This is a genomic window from Amycolatopsis kentuckyensis (genome assembly GCF_002155975.1).
In the GTDB taxonomy this organism is placed as follows: domain Bacteria; phylum Actinomycetota; class Actinomycetes; order Mycobacteriales; family Pseudonocardiaceae; genus Amycolatopsis; species Amycolatopsis kentuckyensis.
On record NZ_MUMI01000024.1, the window covers coordinates 64,784 to 79,899 of the forward strand.

Consider the following 15,116-nt stretch of genomic DNA (forward strand, 5'->3'; position numbering starts at 1 on the left):
ACCTCCGGCCCCGTCCTGGGAGGCGATCCCCATTACGTTCGACGAGGGGATCGTTCTGCCCTAGGCTGGCAGAACCTCGGAGATGCTCACCGGAGAAGCGGGTTCATGCTCGTTGTCGTGCAACTGCCCTTGGTCGACCTCCGGCTGTTGGCTTCGTCTCCCACCGGCCGTCTCTCGGCTCCGCATTGGCCGGATCCCGTCAGCAACGACGAGTTCTTGCGCGACGCCGGCCCGATCAGGGACAGACGACGCGGGGGAATCTCCGACTGGGCCGGGGAAAGAGCTTTCTGCGACGCGAGAAACTTCGTTCCGTTCGTCGGTGACGAGTTGCCGTCCTTGCGGGACGGGACGCGGATGACCCCGGTGTTCCGCCGGTTGTACTCGTCCGGCGTCACCGCGCGGCTCGACTGGGGATTCCAGCTCAACGACGCGGGCTATCGGCTGACCGCGGAAACCGTGCGGCGCATCGCGCAGGACTGTCTCGCCGTCAAAGTGCGGTCGAACGCTTCGGGTTCGGGGCGGCCGTTGGCGGACAGCGGGAAACCGCTGGCGAGGAAGTTCCTGCAGGTCTCCACTTCGCGGTCCTTCGAAGGTGCGCCCGAATCGTCGAAAGACCTGGTCGTCCCGGGTCTTCCCGCGGTGCTGGTGGAGCCCTCCGCGCACGTCACGAGCGAGCTGCTGAAGAGCTGGCGGATCGACAGCACCTCCATCAACGGGTACCAGGTCGAGCACGGCGCCAGGATCTTCCCGGTCTGGTCCGTGGCCACCGGGCAGCTCGCGGACCGCGCGAAATCCCGGCAAATCCGGGGAAACCTCTGGAGGTTGCACGCCGAACGCGAATCGCTGCGGGGTGTCATCCGGGCGTGGAACGAATCGCCGGACAGTTTTTCGGCGGATGCCCTGAAGAGCTACCTCGCTTCCCAGCTGAAAATGCTGGTACCCGAAGAACGCGGCGGCTTCGACCAAGCATCGGCGCTGGCCTTCGCGAACAGCTGTGAACAGCTGGTCTCCCCGGCCGTTCTCCGCGGCCTGCGCTCGGAGTTGCTGGACCGGAGCAAGGGAATCCTCCGGCGGCTTGAACTGCTGATCGAGCGAACCGTCAAGACGCCGGAAAACTCGATCAGGGACCGTGTCCGGATCACTTACATCGACAGGGTGAGTATCGACTTGAGCAGCAAAGAGAACTACGAGATCAGTGCCCCGGTGACGAACAGCGTCATCGGCCGCGAGAACAAGGTCGAAGGCAACACCTGGTCGACCGCCGCGCCCGGCCACGAGGAAGCTCTTCGTGAGCTGGCCGAAGCAATCGAGTCGATGAAATCCCATCTCGACGCGGACGAGGCCGAAGAGGTCGACGAGGCGCACGCGGTCATCGCCGACGGCAAGAGCGAAAAAGGACTGCTGAAGAAAGCGGCCAAGAAGATCCTGGGTGTGGCCTCCTTCGCCGGCGAAGTCGGTGCGCCCGTCGTCGAGGCTGTGCGGAAGGTGCTCGCTGCGTTGGGCGTCGCGTAGCCGCCATGACGCGGAACGTCCGGGACGCCGAAGCGCTCATTAGGCCGAACGAGTGAACCGCACGAACCCGTGTCCGGACCGGGGACACCGCCTCGACCCACCGGCGAAGGCAGCCCACCAGGGGCCGCCACCTGCACACGGGGAGCCGGACCATGCGTTACCTCCTTACCCTCCACATGAACCCCGCCCTCTGGGACACCCTCACCGACGACCAGAAGAACGCCGTCTACGAAGGGCACGGGGCCTTCATCAAGCTCATCACCGACTCCGGTGAGATGGTCGAGACCAAGGCGCTCGCCGAGCCCGCCGCCACCAAGACCGTCCAGGTCAAGAACGGCGTGGCGCAGACCAAGGCCGGCGGTTACGTCGAGGCCGAGGCCTTCCTCTGCGGCTACTACGTCGTCGACGTCGAGAACGAAGGCCGCGCCGTCGAGCTGGCCGCCGAGATCCCCGACGCCCAGTACACCGCCGTCGAGGTCCGGCAGGTCGTCCACGAGGGTTGACCTCCAGTTCGGTCGAGGGTCCACCATGGATCCATGACCACCGAAGGGGAATGGGGCATCGGCGCCGTCGACCTCGACGCCTACCTCGCGCGCGTCGGGCAACCGCGGCGGGCGCCGTCCGAAAGCGCGCTCAGCGAGCTCATGCGGGCGCACGTCAACACCATCCCGTTCGAGAACGTCGACGTCGTTCTCGGGCAGCACCAAGGGATTTCGCTCGACGTCGTGAGCGCGAAACTCGTCGGACGGCGGCGGGGCGGCTACTGCTACGAACAGAGTGGCCTCTTCGCCGCCGTCCTCGAACAGCTCGGCTACACCGTGCACCGGCTCTCCGCGCGCGTTCAACCCCGGCGGCCCGGGCCCTACACGCACATGACGCTCGTCGTCGACGTCGACGGGAAACCGTTCCTCGCCGACGTCGGGTTCGGGGCCGGGATCGTCGATCCCATGCCGCTCGTCGACGGCCACGAAGTCGACCAGGCCGGCTGGCCGCACCGGATCACCCGGAACGACGGCTGGTGGACGCTGCGGAAGGGCGACGAGGACCTCCTCGAATTCCGCCTCAACGAGATGCACCCCATCGACTACGAGGTCTACCACCACTACACGTCGACGCACCCGAAGTCGCCGTTCACCGGGCGGCTGGTGGTCATGCGGATCGAGCCCGGCGTCAGCCGCAAGCTGCTCGGCCGGGAGCTCACCGTCGAAAAGCCGGATGGCAGCAGCGAAACCACCTCCGTCACGCCCGGCGAGCTCGACGCCACCCTCAAGGACCTCGGCATCGAGCTGACCGACGACGAACTGGAGCGGCTGAAGCGGGTCTACTGACCGAACAGCTCGGCCGCCGACACCGGGCGGCCGAGGTGGTAGCCCTGCGCCTGGTCGCAGCCGAGCGCGCGGAGCAGCTCCACCTGCTCCGCCGACTCGACGCCCTCGGCGATCACCGTCAGGTCCACCGCGTGGGCCATCGCGATGATGCTCGTGACGATCGCCTCCGCGTCCCGGGACTCGGCGATCCCCGTGATGAACGAGCGGTCGATCTTCAGCGTGTCCAGCGTCAGCCGGCGCAGCTGGGCGAGCGACGAATACCCCGTGCCGAAGTCGTCGATCGCCAACAGCACGCCCAGCGCTCGCAGCGAAGCCAGCACTTCGCCGGCCGCTTCCTGGTCGCGCATCAACGCGCTTTCGGTGACCTCCAAGCACAGCGCGCCGGCCGGCAGCCCGGTGGCCGCCAGCGCGTCCTGGACCGCCGGCACCAGGTGCGGGTCGTCGAGCTGGCGGGTGGAGAGGTTGACCTTCAGCGTCAGGTCCAGGCCCTGGCGAGCCCGTCGCGTGGCCAGCTCGCGGGTCGTCGCGCGCAGCATCTCCTTGCCGATCACGTTGATCAGGTCGCTTTCCTCGGCGAGCGGGATGAACTCCGCCGGCGAAATCGCGCCCTGCCGGGGGTGCGTCCACCGCAGCAGGGCCTCCACCGCGACCATCTCGCCGGTCCGCAGGTCGACGACCGGCTGGTAAGCGGGCCAGAGCTGGCCGTCGTGGACCGCGTCGCGCAGGTCCTGCTCCATCCGCAGCCGCCGCTGCATCCGCTCGCGCAGGCCGACGTCGAAGAAGTGGTGGCGCCCGCGGCCGAGCGTTTTCGCCTGGTACATCGCGATGTCCGCGTCGCGCAGCAGGTCCTCGGCGCTGCGGCGGTCGTTGCGGCCGACCAGCACGACGCCGATGCTCGCGTCGAGGTGCAGCTGCCTGCCGAGGACGCCGAGCGGCTCGGCCAGCGCCGCCCGCAGGTGCTCGGCCAGCGCCCGGACCTCGGCCGGCTCGGTGACCTCGGCGGTGACGACGACGAACTCGTCGCCGCCCAGCCGGCCGACCAGGTCGTCGCGGCCGGAGCTGCGGCGCAGGCGTTCCCCGACGATCCGCAGCACCTGGTCGCCGACCGAGTGCCCGAGCGAGTCGTTGATGACCTTGAACTTGTCCAGGTCGAGGAACAACACGGTGACCGCGCCGCGCTCGCGGACGTCGAGCCTGCCGAGCACCAGGGTCCGGTTCGCCAGCCGGGTCAGCGGGTCGTGGGTGGCGTCGTGCGCGAGCTGGGCGCTGATCGCGCGGGTCTCGGTGATGTCGGTGAACGACGTGACCACGGCCATCGCCGCCGGGTCGTCCGGGGCGAGCAGCCGCGAGGTCAGCGACACCCAGACGTCGCGGCCGTCCGGCCGGCGCAGGCGGACGACCAGGCCGTTGTGCGTGACGCCGGTCCGCCGCGTCTGCACCGACGGCATCTCCTCCGGCGGGATCCACTGCCCGGACTCGGTGAACAGCGTCAGCGTGTGGCACGGGACGCCGATCAGGTCGGCTTCGGCGACGCCGAGGATCCGGCAGGCCGCCGGGTTCGCCGCCTCGATGAGCCCGCCCGGGCCCATCACGAGCACGCCTTCGTCGAGGGACGCGACCACCGTGCGGTAGTTCTGCTCGGCCCGCCGCCGCGCGGTTTCGTCGGCGCAGACGAGCACGTACCCGTCGTTCATCTCAGCTGCCGAGACGCGGACCGCCAGGGGAGCGCCGTCCCGCCGCCGGTGCACCGCCTCCGCGACACCGCCGCCGCGCCGGATTTCCGGCAGGTCGAGCGGCGCGCCGACGAGCTCGCTCGCCCGCCGCCCGACGGCCTCGGCCGCGGTCCAGCCGTACACCGCCTCGGCGGCCGGGTTCCAGCTGGTCACGACGCCTTCGCCGGTGGTCGCGATCAGCGCGTCGCTGACGTGCGAGACCAGCGCGGCCTGGTAGCGGAGGGCGTCGGCGGCCGCCTTCTTCGCCGTGATGTCGCGCATGACGACCTGGTACGCGTCTTCGCCGAGGCGCACCAGCACCGTCTCGACGGCGAACTTGCTGCCGTCCAGCCGGGACATCAGCGCTTCGACGGGCTCGCTCGCCTGCCCCGGCTCGGTCAGCCGGGCGAGCTTCTCGATCACCGCGGCCCGCGCGTCCTCGGCGACGAAGTCGGTGAACCGGCGGCCGACGACCTCGTCGGCGGAGCGCGCGGCGAACGCTTCGAGGGCGGCGCGGTTGGCGTAGGTGAGCACGCCGTGCTCGTGCACGCAGATCGCGTCCGGACTCAGCTCCACCAGTTCGGCGAGCGAGTCGGCCTGCATGTGCGTCCGTCCCCCGTGAAGTCGGCGTGTGGCTCGTCGATTACACCACCGACTCCGGCCCGTGCCTACCCGGCGGAATCCGGGCTCGGCCTGGGGATGCGCGCTCGCAGCCACGGTCCGCAGACCAGCAGCCCGAAGTGCGCGGCGAACGCGTGGCCGAGCAGCGTGACGATCGAGTCGAGGCCGGCCGGGTCGTCGCTGAGCCAGATCACCGCGACGAACGCCTCCACCGCGGCCAGCGCGAGCAGGCGCGCGCGGCCGCGCAGCAGGAACACGAGCGCGCCCGCGGTGGTGAAGAAGCCGTAGCTGACGCCGATGTCGAGCCAGTGCCCGGCCGAGTTCGGCAGTACGTGCGCGCTGATCAAGGCCATCACCGGCAGCTCGGTGACGAGCGTGGCCACGACGTGGCCGGAGAAGAACACCAGCGCCGTGCGGCGGGCGCCGAACCGGCGTTCCAGCGGCGCGACGGCGACCGCGAAGATCAGGACGTAGGGGAGCCAGCTTTCGCCGGGCAGCCAGAACGCGCTGCTCAGCAGCGAGGTCAGCGGGCGCCGCCAGAGGTTGTGGGCGTCGGTGCTGGACAGCCGGAGCAGCCGGTCCGTGAGCGCCGGGTCGGCGAACTCGAGCAGCAGCGTCGTGCCCAGCAGGACGACCAGGTAGCCGAAGGTGAACGGCGTCGTCTTGGGGTTGGGGACGTACCGGAGCAACGACCACGGGCCGCGTCGGCGCGCGACGGCGATCGAGGGGATCGGCCGTTCCGCTGTCCGCAGCATGGTCCGAGCTTCGGTGGTCATGCTGGGAGTATCACGAGCGTCAGCTTAGAAAACGCTGTGGATGTCACTCACCGTCAAAACTCGCGTTACGTGACGAATTTTTGCCGCGACTTCACCCGTTCGGGGTCTTTTTACGGTAAGAATACGGCCACGATGTCGGCCGAAAGGCCTCTCGGGAAGGTCTGTCGGGGTGAACGACGAAGTATCGGTCGCCGAACTGCTCGTGCGCGAAGGCTGGGGTGACCGTTCCGGACCCGGCCAGTCGCGCTGGCGGGTGGTCGCGGTGATGCTCGCCGTCATCGTGGGCTGCGGGGCCGCCGCGACCCTGGTCGCCTTCGGCGGCAAGGAACGCCAGGACGCGTCCCCGGTCGACCAGATCCAGGTCATCCCGTACCCGCAGCGCACGACCGGGCTGGGCGGTGCCGACCAGGCCACGGACTCGCCGCCCGACGGCGGGATCGGCGGCGGCACCGGCGGCGACGTCGTCACGGCGTCGAACGGGCACCGCGGCACCGTCACCGAAGTGCCGGGCCGCGACCCGGCCACCGGAACCGGCAGCACCGGAACCGCGACGCCGACCGCCACGCCGTCCGGCGCCGACCCCTCGACCACGGGTTCCCCCACGGTGACGCCGACGGGGAACCCGCCGCCGTCCGGCGGTCATTCGCCCGCGCCGACGACCACGCCGCGGTCCGAGCCGTCGTGCGTCCTGCTGATCATCTGCTGGTGAGCAGGTCCGGCTCGCGACGCCGGCCGAGGTGGTTGAACAGCAGGTTCAGCACGAACGCGAGCACCGCCGCCAGCGTGATCGAGCTGCCGCAGATCGTCTGCAGCCAGGCCGGGAAGTGCTTGAAGAAGTCCGGCAAGAACGCCGGCAGCAGGCCGACGCCGAGGGCCACCGCGACGACGAAGGTGTTGTGGTTGCCCGAAAACTCGACCGTCCGGAGGTTCTGGGCGCCGACCGCGGCGACCATCGCGAACATCACGACCGCGACCCCGCCGATCACCGGTTCCGGGATGGCCGCGATGAACGCGCCGACCTTCGGCACCAGGCCCATCAGCACGAGGATCCCGCCGGTCACCGCGACCACCCAGCGGCTGCGCACGCCGGTCATCCGCACCAGGCCGACGTTCTGCGCGAACGCCGTGTCGGGGAAGGAGTTCATCACCCCGCCGAGCACCGCCGAGACGCCGTCGGTGGCCAGGCCGCGCGCCAGGTCGGCGTCGGTCGGCGGGCGCCCGGTGATCTCGCCGACGGCGATCATGTCGGCGGTCGACTCGGTGAACGTCACCAGCATGACCACGCACATCGAGAGGATCGCGGCGACCGGGAACGTCGGTGCGCCGAAGTGGAACGGCGACGCCAGCCCGAACCAGCCGGCCGCGCGCAGGCCGTCCCAGTGCACCAGCCCCATCGGGATCGCCACGACCAGCCCGATGGCCAGCGCGAGCAGCGGCCCGATCTGGTTGGCGAACCCGCGCAGCACGCGGGTGAACAGCACGAGCAGCGCGAGCACGCCGAACGCCAGCCCGATGTGGGACGGCGCCGCGTAGTCCGGTGCCGTGCTGTCGTGGCCGGCGATCATCGCCGCGCCCGGGCCGAGCAGCGAGACGCCGATGACCAGCAGCAGCGTCCCGGTCACCAGCGGCGGGAAGAACCGGATCAGCTTCGCGAACGGCTTCGCGATGAGCAGCCCGAACACGCCGGAGGCGAGCATGGCGCCGTAGACCGCGGGCAGGCCGTACTGGGACGCGATCAGGATCATCGGGTTGACGACGGTGAACGTCGCGCCCGCCACCACCGGCAGCCGGATGCCGAGCAGCTTGCCGACACCGACCGCCTGGATGAGCGTCGCGATGCCCGCGACCAGCAGATCGGCGTTGACCAGCAGCCCGATGGTCGCCGGGTCGAGCTTGAGCGCGCTGCCGACGATCAGCGGCACCGCGACCGAGCCGGCGTACATGATCGACATGTGCTGGAGACCGAGCAGGGCGAGCCGTCCGGCGGGCAGGCCCCGGTCGACCGGGTGGACCGCGGATTCCGTCATGAGCGGACGGTAGCAAGTGCCGGGCGTGATGATCATGTTCCGGGGGGCGGCGCAACGGCCGGGAATGTGTGACCATCGGTGCATGACTTCGGGTGGCATTTCCCAGGTGGGCCCGCCGTTTCGCGCCGATCACGTGGGGAGCCTGCTGCGGCCCCCGGTGCTGCGTGACGCGCGACGGCGGCACGAAAGCGGTGAGATCGCCGCGGAGCAGCTCCGCGCGGTCGAGGACGACGCGATCCGCGACGTGATCAAGATGCAGCGGGCGGCCGGGCTGATCTCGGCGACCGACGGCGAATTCCGGCGCGCCTCGTGGCACATGGACTTCATCTACGCGCTCGGCGGCATCTCGAAGAGCGACCAGCGGCTGCACGTCAAGTTCCACAACCTGGCGGGCGACCTCGAGTTCAGCCCGCCCGGGCTGCAGGTCGACGGCAAGGTGCGGCTCGACGAACCGATCTTCGCCGACCACTTCCGGTTCCTGCAGTCCCATGTGGACCCGGGCGTGACGCCGAAGCTCACCATCCCGTCACCGAGCATGGTCTACTACCGCGGCGGCCGGGCCGCGGTCAGCGAGAGCGTCTACCCGGACCTCGAGGAGTTCTTCGCCGACCTCAGCGCGGCCTACCGGCAGCAGGTCACCGCGGTGCACGGCCTCGGCTGCCGGTACCTGCAGCTCGACGACACCAGCCTCGCCTACCTGAACGACCCGGCGCAGCGGGAGCTCGTCGCGCGGATGGGCGGCGACCCGGACACCCAGCACCTGCGCAACATCGCGACGATGAACGCGGCGCTGGAAGGCCGTCCCGAGGACCTCACCGTGACGACCCACCTCTGCCGCGGCAACTTCCGGTCGTCCTGGGCGGCGGAGGGCAGCTACGAGTTCGTCGCGGAGGCGCTGTTCGGCGAGCTTGCCGTCGACGGGTTCTTCCTGGAGTACGACGACGAACGCTCCGGCGGCTTCGAGCCGCTGCGGTTCGTGCCCAAGGACAAGAAGGTGGTGCTCGGCCTGGTCACGACCAAGCGGCCGGAACTGGAGGACCCGGACGTCCTGGTCCGCCGGATCGAGGAGGCGTCCCGGTACGTCGACGTCGACCGGCTCTGCCTGTCCCCGCAGTGCGGGTTCTCCTCGACCGAGGAGGGCAACGACCTGACCGCGGACGACCAGCTGCGCAAGCTGGAGCTGATCGTCTCGACGGCCGACCGCGTCTGGGGCGGCCACTGATGATCACCTGCGTCGTCGACTACGTCATCGACCCCGCGAAGCTGCCGGACTTCGAGCGCTTCGCCGCGGCGTGGATGCGGCTGGTGCAGCGCGAGGGCGGCATCCACCACGGCTACTTCCTGCCGTCGGAGGGCGCGAGCGACGAAGCCCGGGCGCTGTTCAGCTTCGAGAGCCTGGCGGCGTACGAGCGCTACCGGACGCTGTTCGGCGTCGACCCGGACTTCATCGAGGCCGACAAGATCCGCGAGGAAAGCGGCTGCGTGCTCCGGTACCGGCGCACGTTCATGCGCCCGCTGCTCCCGGACGACGAAGAAGTGTGAGACACAGCGCGCAGCGGCCGCCGTCGGTGGTGGATCGCGTCCTCGACCTCCTGGGCGCCTTCACCGCCGAACGGCCGCGGCTCACGCTGTCCGAGCTCAGCCGGCGGGCCGGGCTGCCGCTGTCGACCACGCACCGGCTCGCCGGTGAGCTCACCCGGCGCGGTGCCCTGCTGCGCGACGAAACCGGCGCCTACCGCGTCGGGCTGTGGCTGTGGGAAGTCGCGTCCCTCGCCCCGCACGGCGCGGAGCTGCGGGAGAGCGCGATGCCGTTCCTGGAAGACCTCTACGAAGCCACACACCAGAACGTGCAGCTCGCCGTGCTCGACGGGCCCGAGGTCGTCTTCGTCGAACGGATCTCCGGCCGGGGTGCCGTCAACGTCGTGACCCGCGTCGGCGGGCGGCTGCCCGCCCACGCCACCGGCGTCGGTCAGGTCCTTCTTGCGCACGCCTCCGCCGAAGCGCAGGAAGAAGTCCTGGCCGGCCCGCTCAAGACGTTCACGCCGAAGACGATCGGCTCGCCCGCCCGGCTGCGGCGGGTCCTGGCCGACGTCCGTCGCGACGGCTACGCGATCAGCGACGGCCAGATCGAGCTCATCGCCCTGTCGGTGGCCGCCCCCGTCCGGGACGCCACCGACGAGGTCGTGGCCGCCATCTCCGTGGTCGTCCCGGCCGAGGGGACCGATCCGCGGACACTGGTCCCGGCGGTGCGGGCCGCCGCGCGCGGGATCTCGCGGGTGCTCGGCGCGCCGCGGCCGGCCGGGGAACCACGCCTCGACTGACCGGGCCCGGTGTGGTCGGATGAGATCGAGGGCTGCCGGATGGGGTGAGGAGAAGGAATGACCACCGTGCTCGTCGTCGGTGCTGGTCAGAGCGGGTTCCAGGCCGTGGCTTCGCTGCGGGACCGGGGCTTCGCCGGCCGGGTCGTGCTGGTCGGGGACGAGCCGGGCGTGCCGTACCAGCGGCCGCCGCTGTCGAAGGCCTACCTCGCCGGGACCGCCGGGCTGGAGCAGCTGCACCTGCGTGGCGAGGACTTCTTCGCCGAGAAGGACATCGAGCTGGTCGAAGGCCGCGTGCGGAGCATCGACCGCGAGGCGCGGAAAGCGAAGCTCGAAGACGGCCGCGACCTGGACTACGACTTCCTGGTCCTGGCCACCGGCGCCCGCAACCGGACGCTGCCCGTGCCCGGCGCGGACCTGCCGGGCGTGCTGACCCTGCGCACCCGCGACGACGCCGACCGCCTCCGCGCGTCCCTCGGGCAGGCCGGAAACGTCGTCGTGGCCGGTGGCGGATTCATCGGGCTGGAGTTCGCCTCGCACGCCGGCCGCCCGGTGACGATCGTCGAGGCGCAGGACCGGCTGCTCAACCGCGTCGCCACGCCGGAGATCTCCGCCTACTTCGCCGACCTGCACCGCACCGCCGGGCACACGGTGCTGCTCGGCCAGGGCGTCGCGGCGCTGCACGGCGACGGGCACGTCCGCGAGGTCGAGCTGACCGACGGCACCCGGCTGCCCGCCGACCTGGTCGTCGTCGCCGTCGGGGTGGTCCCCGACACCGCGCTCGCCGAGGCCGCCGGCCTGCCGGTGCGCAACGGCGTCGTCGTCGACGCGCACCTGCGGACGGCCGACGAGCGGATCTTCGCCATCGGCGACTGCGCCAACTTCCCGTGCGTGCAGGCCGGCGCCGAGACCCGGCTGGAGTCCGTGCAGAACGCCGTCGACCAGGCCCGCTGCGTGGCCGCGGCGATCACCGGCACCGCCGAGCCGTACGCCAGCCTGCCCTGGTTCTGGACCGACCAGGCGGGCGCCAAGCTGCAGATCGCCGGGATCCTCTCGGGGGCGGACCGGACGGTGGTCGCGGGCGACCCGGCCGAGGGCAAGTTCTCCGTGCTGTCCTTCCGCGACGACGTCCTCATCGCCGTCGAGTCGGTGAACCGGCCCGCCGACCACATCGCCGCGCGCCGCCTGTTCACCGCCGAGCCGAAGCCCGCGTACGCCGACCTCGAAGCCAGCGCCTTCGACCTCAAGGCGCACCTGAAGTCGCGAGCGGCGTGATGCGCACGCAGGTCGCGGTCATCGGCGCCGGCCCGGCCGGGCTGCTGCTGTCGTTCCTCCTGCACGAAGCCGGGATCGACTGCGTGGTCCTGGAAGCCCGCGACCGCGAGTACGTCCGGCAGCGCGTGCGGGCCGGGGTCTGCGAGCAGCCGACCGTCGAACTGCTGACGTCGCTGGGCCTCGGCGAGCGGCTGGCCGCCGAAGGCATGCCGCACGAGGGGCTGTCGCTGCGGTTCGACCGCGCCGACCACCGGATCGCCCTCACCGAGCTGACCGGGAAGACGATCACCGTCTACGGGCAGCAGGAGATCGTCAAGGACCTCATCGACGCGCACGAGGCCCGCGGGTACCCGATCTCGTTCGAGGTCTCGGACGTCGAACTGTCCGATGTGGACACCGAGCGGCCGCGGGTCCGTTACGTGGACGGCGAAGGCGGCGCGCAGGTCATCGAGTGCGACGCCGTGGCGGGCTGCGACGGCTTCCACGGCATCTCTCGTCCATCCATTCCGGACAGTGCACTGGCGGTGTACGAACGCGAGTACCCGTTCGCGTGGCTGGGTGTTCTGGCGCGGACACCGCCGTCGCACCACGAGCTGATCTACGTCCATCACGAACGCGGGTTCGCGCTGCACAGCATGCGGACGCCGGAGATCACCCGCCTCTACCTCCAGGTCGATCCCCACGACGACCTGGCGAACTGGTCCGACGACCGGATCTGGGCCGAGCTGACCGCGCGGCTCGAGGTCGAGGGCGACTTCACCCTGCGCGAAGGCCCGATCCTCGACAAGGGCATCACGCCGATGCGCAGCTTCGTCGCCGAGCCGCTGCGGCACGGGCGGCTGTTCCTGGCCGGCGACGCCGCGCACATCGTCCCGCCGACCGGCGCGAAGGGCATGAACCTGGCCATCGCCGACGTCCGGGTGCTGGCGCGGGCCCTGGAAGCGCTGCTGCGCGGGGACGAGTCCCTCGCCGCGGCCTACTCGGACACCTGCCTGCGCCGGGTGTGGCGGGCGGAGCACTTCTCCTGGTTCATGACGACGATGCTGCACACGGACCCGCACGCCGACGGCTTCGCGCGACAGCTGCAGCTGTCGCAGCTGCGCTACACGACGTCGTCGCGCGCGGCGGCGACCAGCCTGGCCGAGAACTACGTGGGCCTGCCGTTCGCCTGAGATCGTCAACTCGTGGTTGACGCACTGAAATCGTCAACCTACAGTTGACGCTATGACCCTGCCGACCAACATCAAGCTCGACGACCTCATCAACGCCATCAAGAGCAACGAGAAGGACGCCCTGGCCCAGCTGACCGACGCGGTCTACGTGGGCCAGCACCTCGGTGAGGTGGCCGACCACCTGATCGGCCACTTCGTCGACCAGGCCCGGCGGTCCGGGGCGTCCTGGACCGACATCGGCGCCAGCATGGGTGTCACGAAACAGGCCGCCCAGAAGCGGTTCGTGCCGAAGGTCGACGCCGGCGGCGACCCGGGCGGCGCCATCGAGCGCGTCTACGGCCGCTACACCGACCGGGCCCGGCACGTCGTCGTCGAGGCCCAGAAGGCGGCCGCGGAGCACGCCAGCCCGGAGATCGACACCGTGCACATCGTGCTCGGCCTGCTCACCGAGCCCGCCGCGCTGGCGGCCGGGGCGATCCTGGCCCAGGGCGTGCAACTCGACGCCGTCCGCGAAGCCGCCGAGGCGCGGCTGCCCGAGCCGGTCGACCCGGCGCCGAACGTGGTCCCGTTCTCCGCCGCCGCCAAGAAGACCCTCGAGCTGACCATGCGCGAAGGGCTGCGGCTCGGGCACAACTACATCGGCACCGAGCACATGCTGCTGGCGCTGCTGGAACAGGGCGAAGGCACCGGTTTCGAGGTGCTCGACGGCCTGGGCGTCAAGAAGGACAAGGCCGAGGCGAAGATCGTGGAGGTGCTGGCGGAGCTCCTCGCCGCCCGGGGGCAATGAGGCTCCTGCTGGCTGCCGTGCTTCTCGCGGTGCTGCTGGTGACGCTGCTCTGACCGGGGGGGGGGCGAGGGGGCCGTCCCGGTCAGAGCAGCGACTCCTCAGGCGTCGGACTCCGGGCGGCCGTCGGCGGCCCAGGCCGTGTGGAACGAACCTTCGCGGTCCACCCGGCGGTAGGTGTGGGCGCCGAAGAAGTCCCGCTGGCCCTGGACCAGCGCGGCCGGCAGCCGGTCCGCGCGGAGGCCGTCGTAGTAGGCCAGCGCCGTCGAGAAGCCCGGCGTCGGGATGCCGAGCTTGACCGCCGTCGAGATCACCGAGCGCCACGAGTCCTGCGCGTCCTCGACGGCCTTGCGGAAGCCGCCCGAGGTGAGCAGCGTCGGCAGCTCCGGCTCGTCGGCGTAGGCCGCGGTGATGTCGTTGAGGAACTTCGCGCGGATGATGCAGCCGCCGCGCCAGATCGAGGCGACCTTGCCGAGGTCGATGTCCCAGCCGTACTCGGTCGCGCCGGCCTGGATCTGGTTGAAGCCCTGCGCGTACGCGACGACCTTCGACGCGTACAGCGCCTGCTCGACGTCGTCGGCGAAACGCTCCAGCGCGGAACCCGACAGCGGTGCCGCCGACGGACCGCCGAGCCCGCGGGCCGCCGCGCGCAGCGACTTGGACCCGGACAGCGAACGCGCGAAGACGGCTTCGGCGATGCCCGAGATCGGCACACCCAGGTCGAGGCCGATCTGCACGGTCCAGCGGCCGGTGCCCTTCTGCTCGGCGGCGTCCTCGACGATGTCGACGAACGGCTTGCCGGACGCCTTGTCGACGTGCGCGAGCACGTCGGCGGTGATCTCGATCAGGTACGAGTCCAGCCGCCCGGTGTTCCACGTGCGGAACACGTCGGCGATCTCGGCCGGTGCGTAGCCGCCCGCGTGCCGGAGCAGGTCGAACGACTCCGCGATCAGCTGCATGTCGGCGTACTCGATGCCGTTGTGCACCATCTTGACGAAGTGGCCGGCCCCGTCCGCGCCGATGTGCGTGCAGCACGGCTCGCCGTCGACCTTCGCCGAGATGTCCTCGAACAGCGGGCCGAGCGACTCGTACGACTCCTTCGAGCCGCCGGGCATGATGCTCGGCCCGTGCAGCGCGCCTTCCTCGCCGCCCGAGACGCCGCTGCCGACGAAGTGCAGCCCACGCTCGCGCAGCGCCTTCTCGCGGCGGCGCGTGTCGGCGAAGTGCGCGTTGCCGGCGTCGATGATGACGTCGCCCTCTTCGAGCAGCGGCGCGAACTCCTCGATGACGGCGTCCGTCGGGCCGCCCGCCTTGACCATGATCACGACCTGCCGCGGCCGCTCCAGCGCGTTCACGAACTCCTGCGCGGAGTACGCCGGGATGAAGTCGCCCTCGTCGCCGAACTGGTCCACCAGCGCGCGGGTCCGCTCCTCGGACCGGTTGTGCAGGGCCACCGTGTGACCGTGCCGGGCCAGGTTGCGGGCCAGGTTGCGGCCCATGACCGCCAGGCCGGTGACCCCGATGCTCGCCTTCTTGCTCATCCGAATCCTTCCGAAGAACTCTCTCGATTCAGACCCTAGTCCGATCGAGG

The 15,116-nt window shown here is 70.6% G+C and carries 14 protein-coding genes; 10 read left to right on the plus strand and 4 right to left on the minus strand.

The genetic code is table 11. From position 1 onward, the window contains the following. Positions 1 to 105: 105 nt before the first annotated feature. The 3 genes from CCN39_RS02565 (at position 106) to CCN39_RS02575 (ending at position 2,840) form a co-directional block, all read left to right on the plus strand. A complete protein-coding gene (locus CCN39_RS02565) occupies positions 106 to 1,512 on the plus strand; it encodes a hypothetical protein (protein WP_143263915.1) in 1,407 nt (468 codons plus the stop codon). A 152-nt stretch (positions 1,513 to 1,664) separates the two neighbouring features. After that, the gene (locus CCN39_RS02570; RefSeq protein WP_086838188.1) at positions 1,665 to 2,015 is read left to right on the plus strand and encodes a YciI family protein; all 351 of its coding nucleotides are present in this window, start codon (positions 1,665 to 1,667) and stop codon (positions 2,013 to 2,015) included. 33 nt (positions 2,016 to 2,048) lie between these two features. Continuing rightward, positions 2,049 to 2,840 (plus strand): arylamine N-acetyltransferase family protein, encoded by a 792-nt coding sequence (locus CCN39_RS02575; RefSeq protein ID WP_086838189.1) that lies wholly within the window; start codon positions 2,049 to 2,051, stop codon positions 2,838 to 2,840. Here the strand turns inward: CCN39_RS02575 and CCN39_RS02580 are convergent. After that, complete coding sequence (locus CCN39_RS02580) at positions 2,834 to 5,155, minus strand: sensor domain-containing protein (protein WP_086838190.1); 2,322 nt, start codon at positions 5,153 to 5,155, stop codon at positions 2,834 to 2,836. The two genes, CCN39_RS02575 and CCN39_RS02580, sit on opposite strands and share 7 nt — an antisense overlap. 65 nt (positions 5,156 to 5,220) lie before the next feature. Further along, on the minus strand, positions 5,221 to 5,949 hold the full coding sequence (locus CCN39_RS02585; RefSeq protein WP_244210588.1) for a rhomboid-like protein: 729 nt from the start codon (positions 5,947 to 5,949) through the stop codon (positions 5,221 to 5,223). Positions 5,950 to 6,118: 169 nt separating this feature from the next. On the opposite strand from CCN39_RS02585, the gene CCN39_RS02590 reads away from it, so the two are divergent. Beyond that, positions 6,119 to 6,658, plus strand: a complete 540-nt coding sequence (locus CCN39_RS02590; RefSeq protein ID WP_086838192.1) for a hypothetical protein — start codon at positions 6,119 to 6,121, stop codon at positions 6,656 to 6,658. Here the strand turns inward: CCN39_RS02590 and CCN39_RS02595 are convergent. Further along, entirely contained in the window at positions 6,645 to 7,976 is a 1,332-nt protein-coding gene (locus tag CCN39_RS02595; protein ID WP_086838224.1) for a nucleobase:cation symporter-2 family protein, read from the minus strand. The two genes, CCN39_RS02590 and CCN39_RS02595, sit on opposite strands and share 14 nt — an antisense overlap. A gap of 82 nt (positions 7,977 to 8,058) precedes the next feature. On the opposite strand from CCN39_RS02595, the gene CCN39_RS02600 reads away from it, so the two are divergent. Genes CCN39_RS02600 through CCN39_RS02625 form a run of 6 tightly spaced genes read left to right on the plus strand, consistent with a single transcriptional unit; the run spans position 8,059 to position 13,528 of the window. Continuing rightward, positions 8,059 to 9,198, plus strand: a complete 1,140-nt coding sequence (locus CCN39_RS02600; protein WP_244210589.1) for a 5-methyltetrahydropteroyltriglutamate--homocysteine S-methyltransferase — start codon at positions 8,059 to 8,061, stop codon at positions 9,196 to 9,198. Further along, entirely contained in the window at positions 9,198 to 9,518 is a 321-nt protein-coding gene (locus tag CCN39_RS02605) for an NIPSNAP family protein (RefSeq protein WP_086838193.1), read from the plus strand. Before CCN39_RS02600 ends, CCN39_RS02605 begins: the two co-directional genes overlap by 1 nt. Next, positions 9,515 to 10,297: an IclR family transcriptional regulator gene (locus CCN39_RS02610; protein ID WP_086838194.1), complete on the plus strand. Its 783-nt coding sequence runs from the start codon at positions 9,515 to 9,517 to the stop codon at positions 10,295 to 10,297. The genes CCN39_RS02605 and CCN39_RS02610 overlap by 4 nt, the downstream gene beginning before the upstream one ends. A gap of 57 nt (positions 10,298 to 10,354) precedes the next feature. Further along, complete coding sequence (locus CCN39_RS02615; protein WP_086838195.1) at positions 10,355 to 11,569, plus strand: NAD(P)/FAD-dependent oxidoreductase; 1,215 nt, start codon at positions 10,355 to 10,357, stop codon at positions 11,567 to 11,569. Beyond that, positions 11,569 to 12,741 (plus strand): 4-hydroxybenzoate 3-monooxygenase, encoded by a 1,173-nt coding sequence (locus CCN39_RS02620; protein ID WP_086838196.1) that lies wholly within the window; start codon positions 11,569 to 11,571, stop codon positions 12,739 to 12,741. Before CCN39_RS02615 ends, CCN39_RS02620 begins: the two co-directional genes overlap by 1 nt. A 52-nt stretch (positions 12,742 to 12,793) precedes the next feature. Beyond that, on the plus strand, positions 12,794 to 13,528 hold the full coding sequence (locus tag CCN39_RS02625; RefSeq protein WP_086838197.1) for a Clp protease N-terminal domain-containing protein: 735 nt from the start codon (positions 12,794 to 12,796) through the stop codon (positions 13,526 to 13,528). Positions 13,529 to 13,626: 98 nt separating this feature from the next. On the opposite strand, the gene gnd is transcribed toward CCN39_RS02625, so the two are convergent. Next, positions 13,627 to 15,066 (minus strand): NADP-dependent phosphogluconate dehydrogenase, encoded by a 1,440-nt coding sequence (gene gnd, locus CCN39_RS02630; RefSeq protein WP_086838198.1) that lies wholly within the window; start codon positions 15,064 to 15,066, stop codon positions 13,627 to 13,629. Positions 15,067 to 15,116 lie beyond the last annotated feature (50 nt).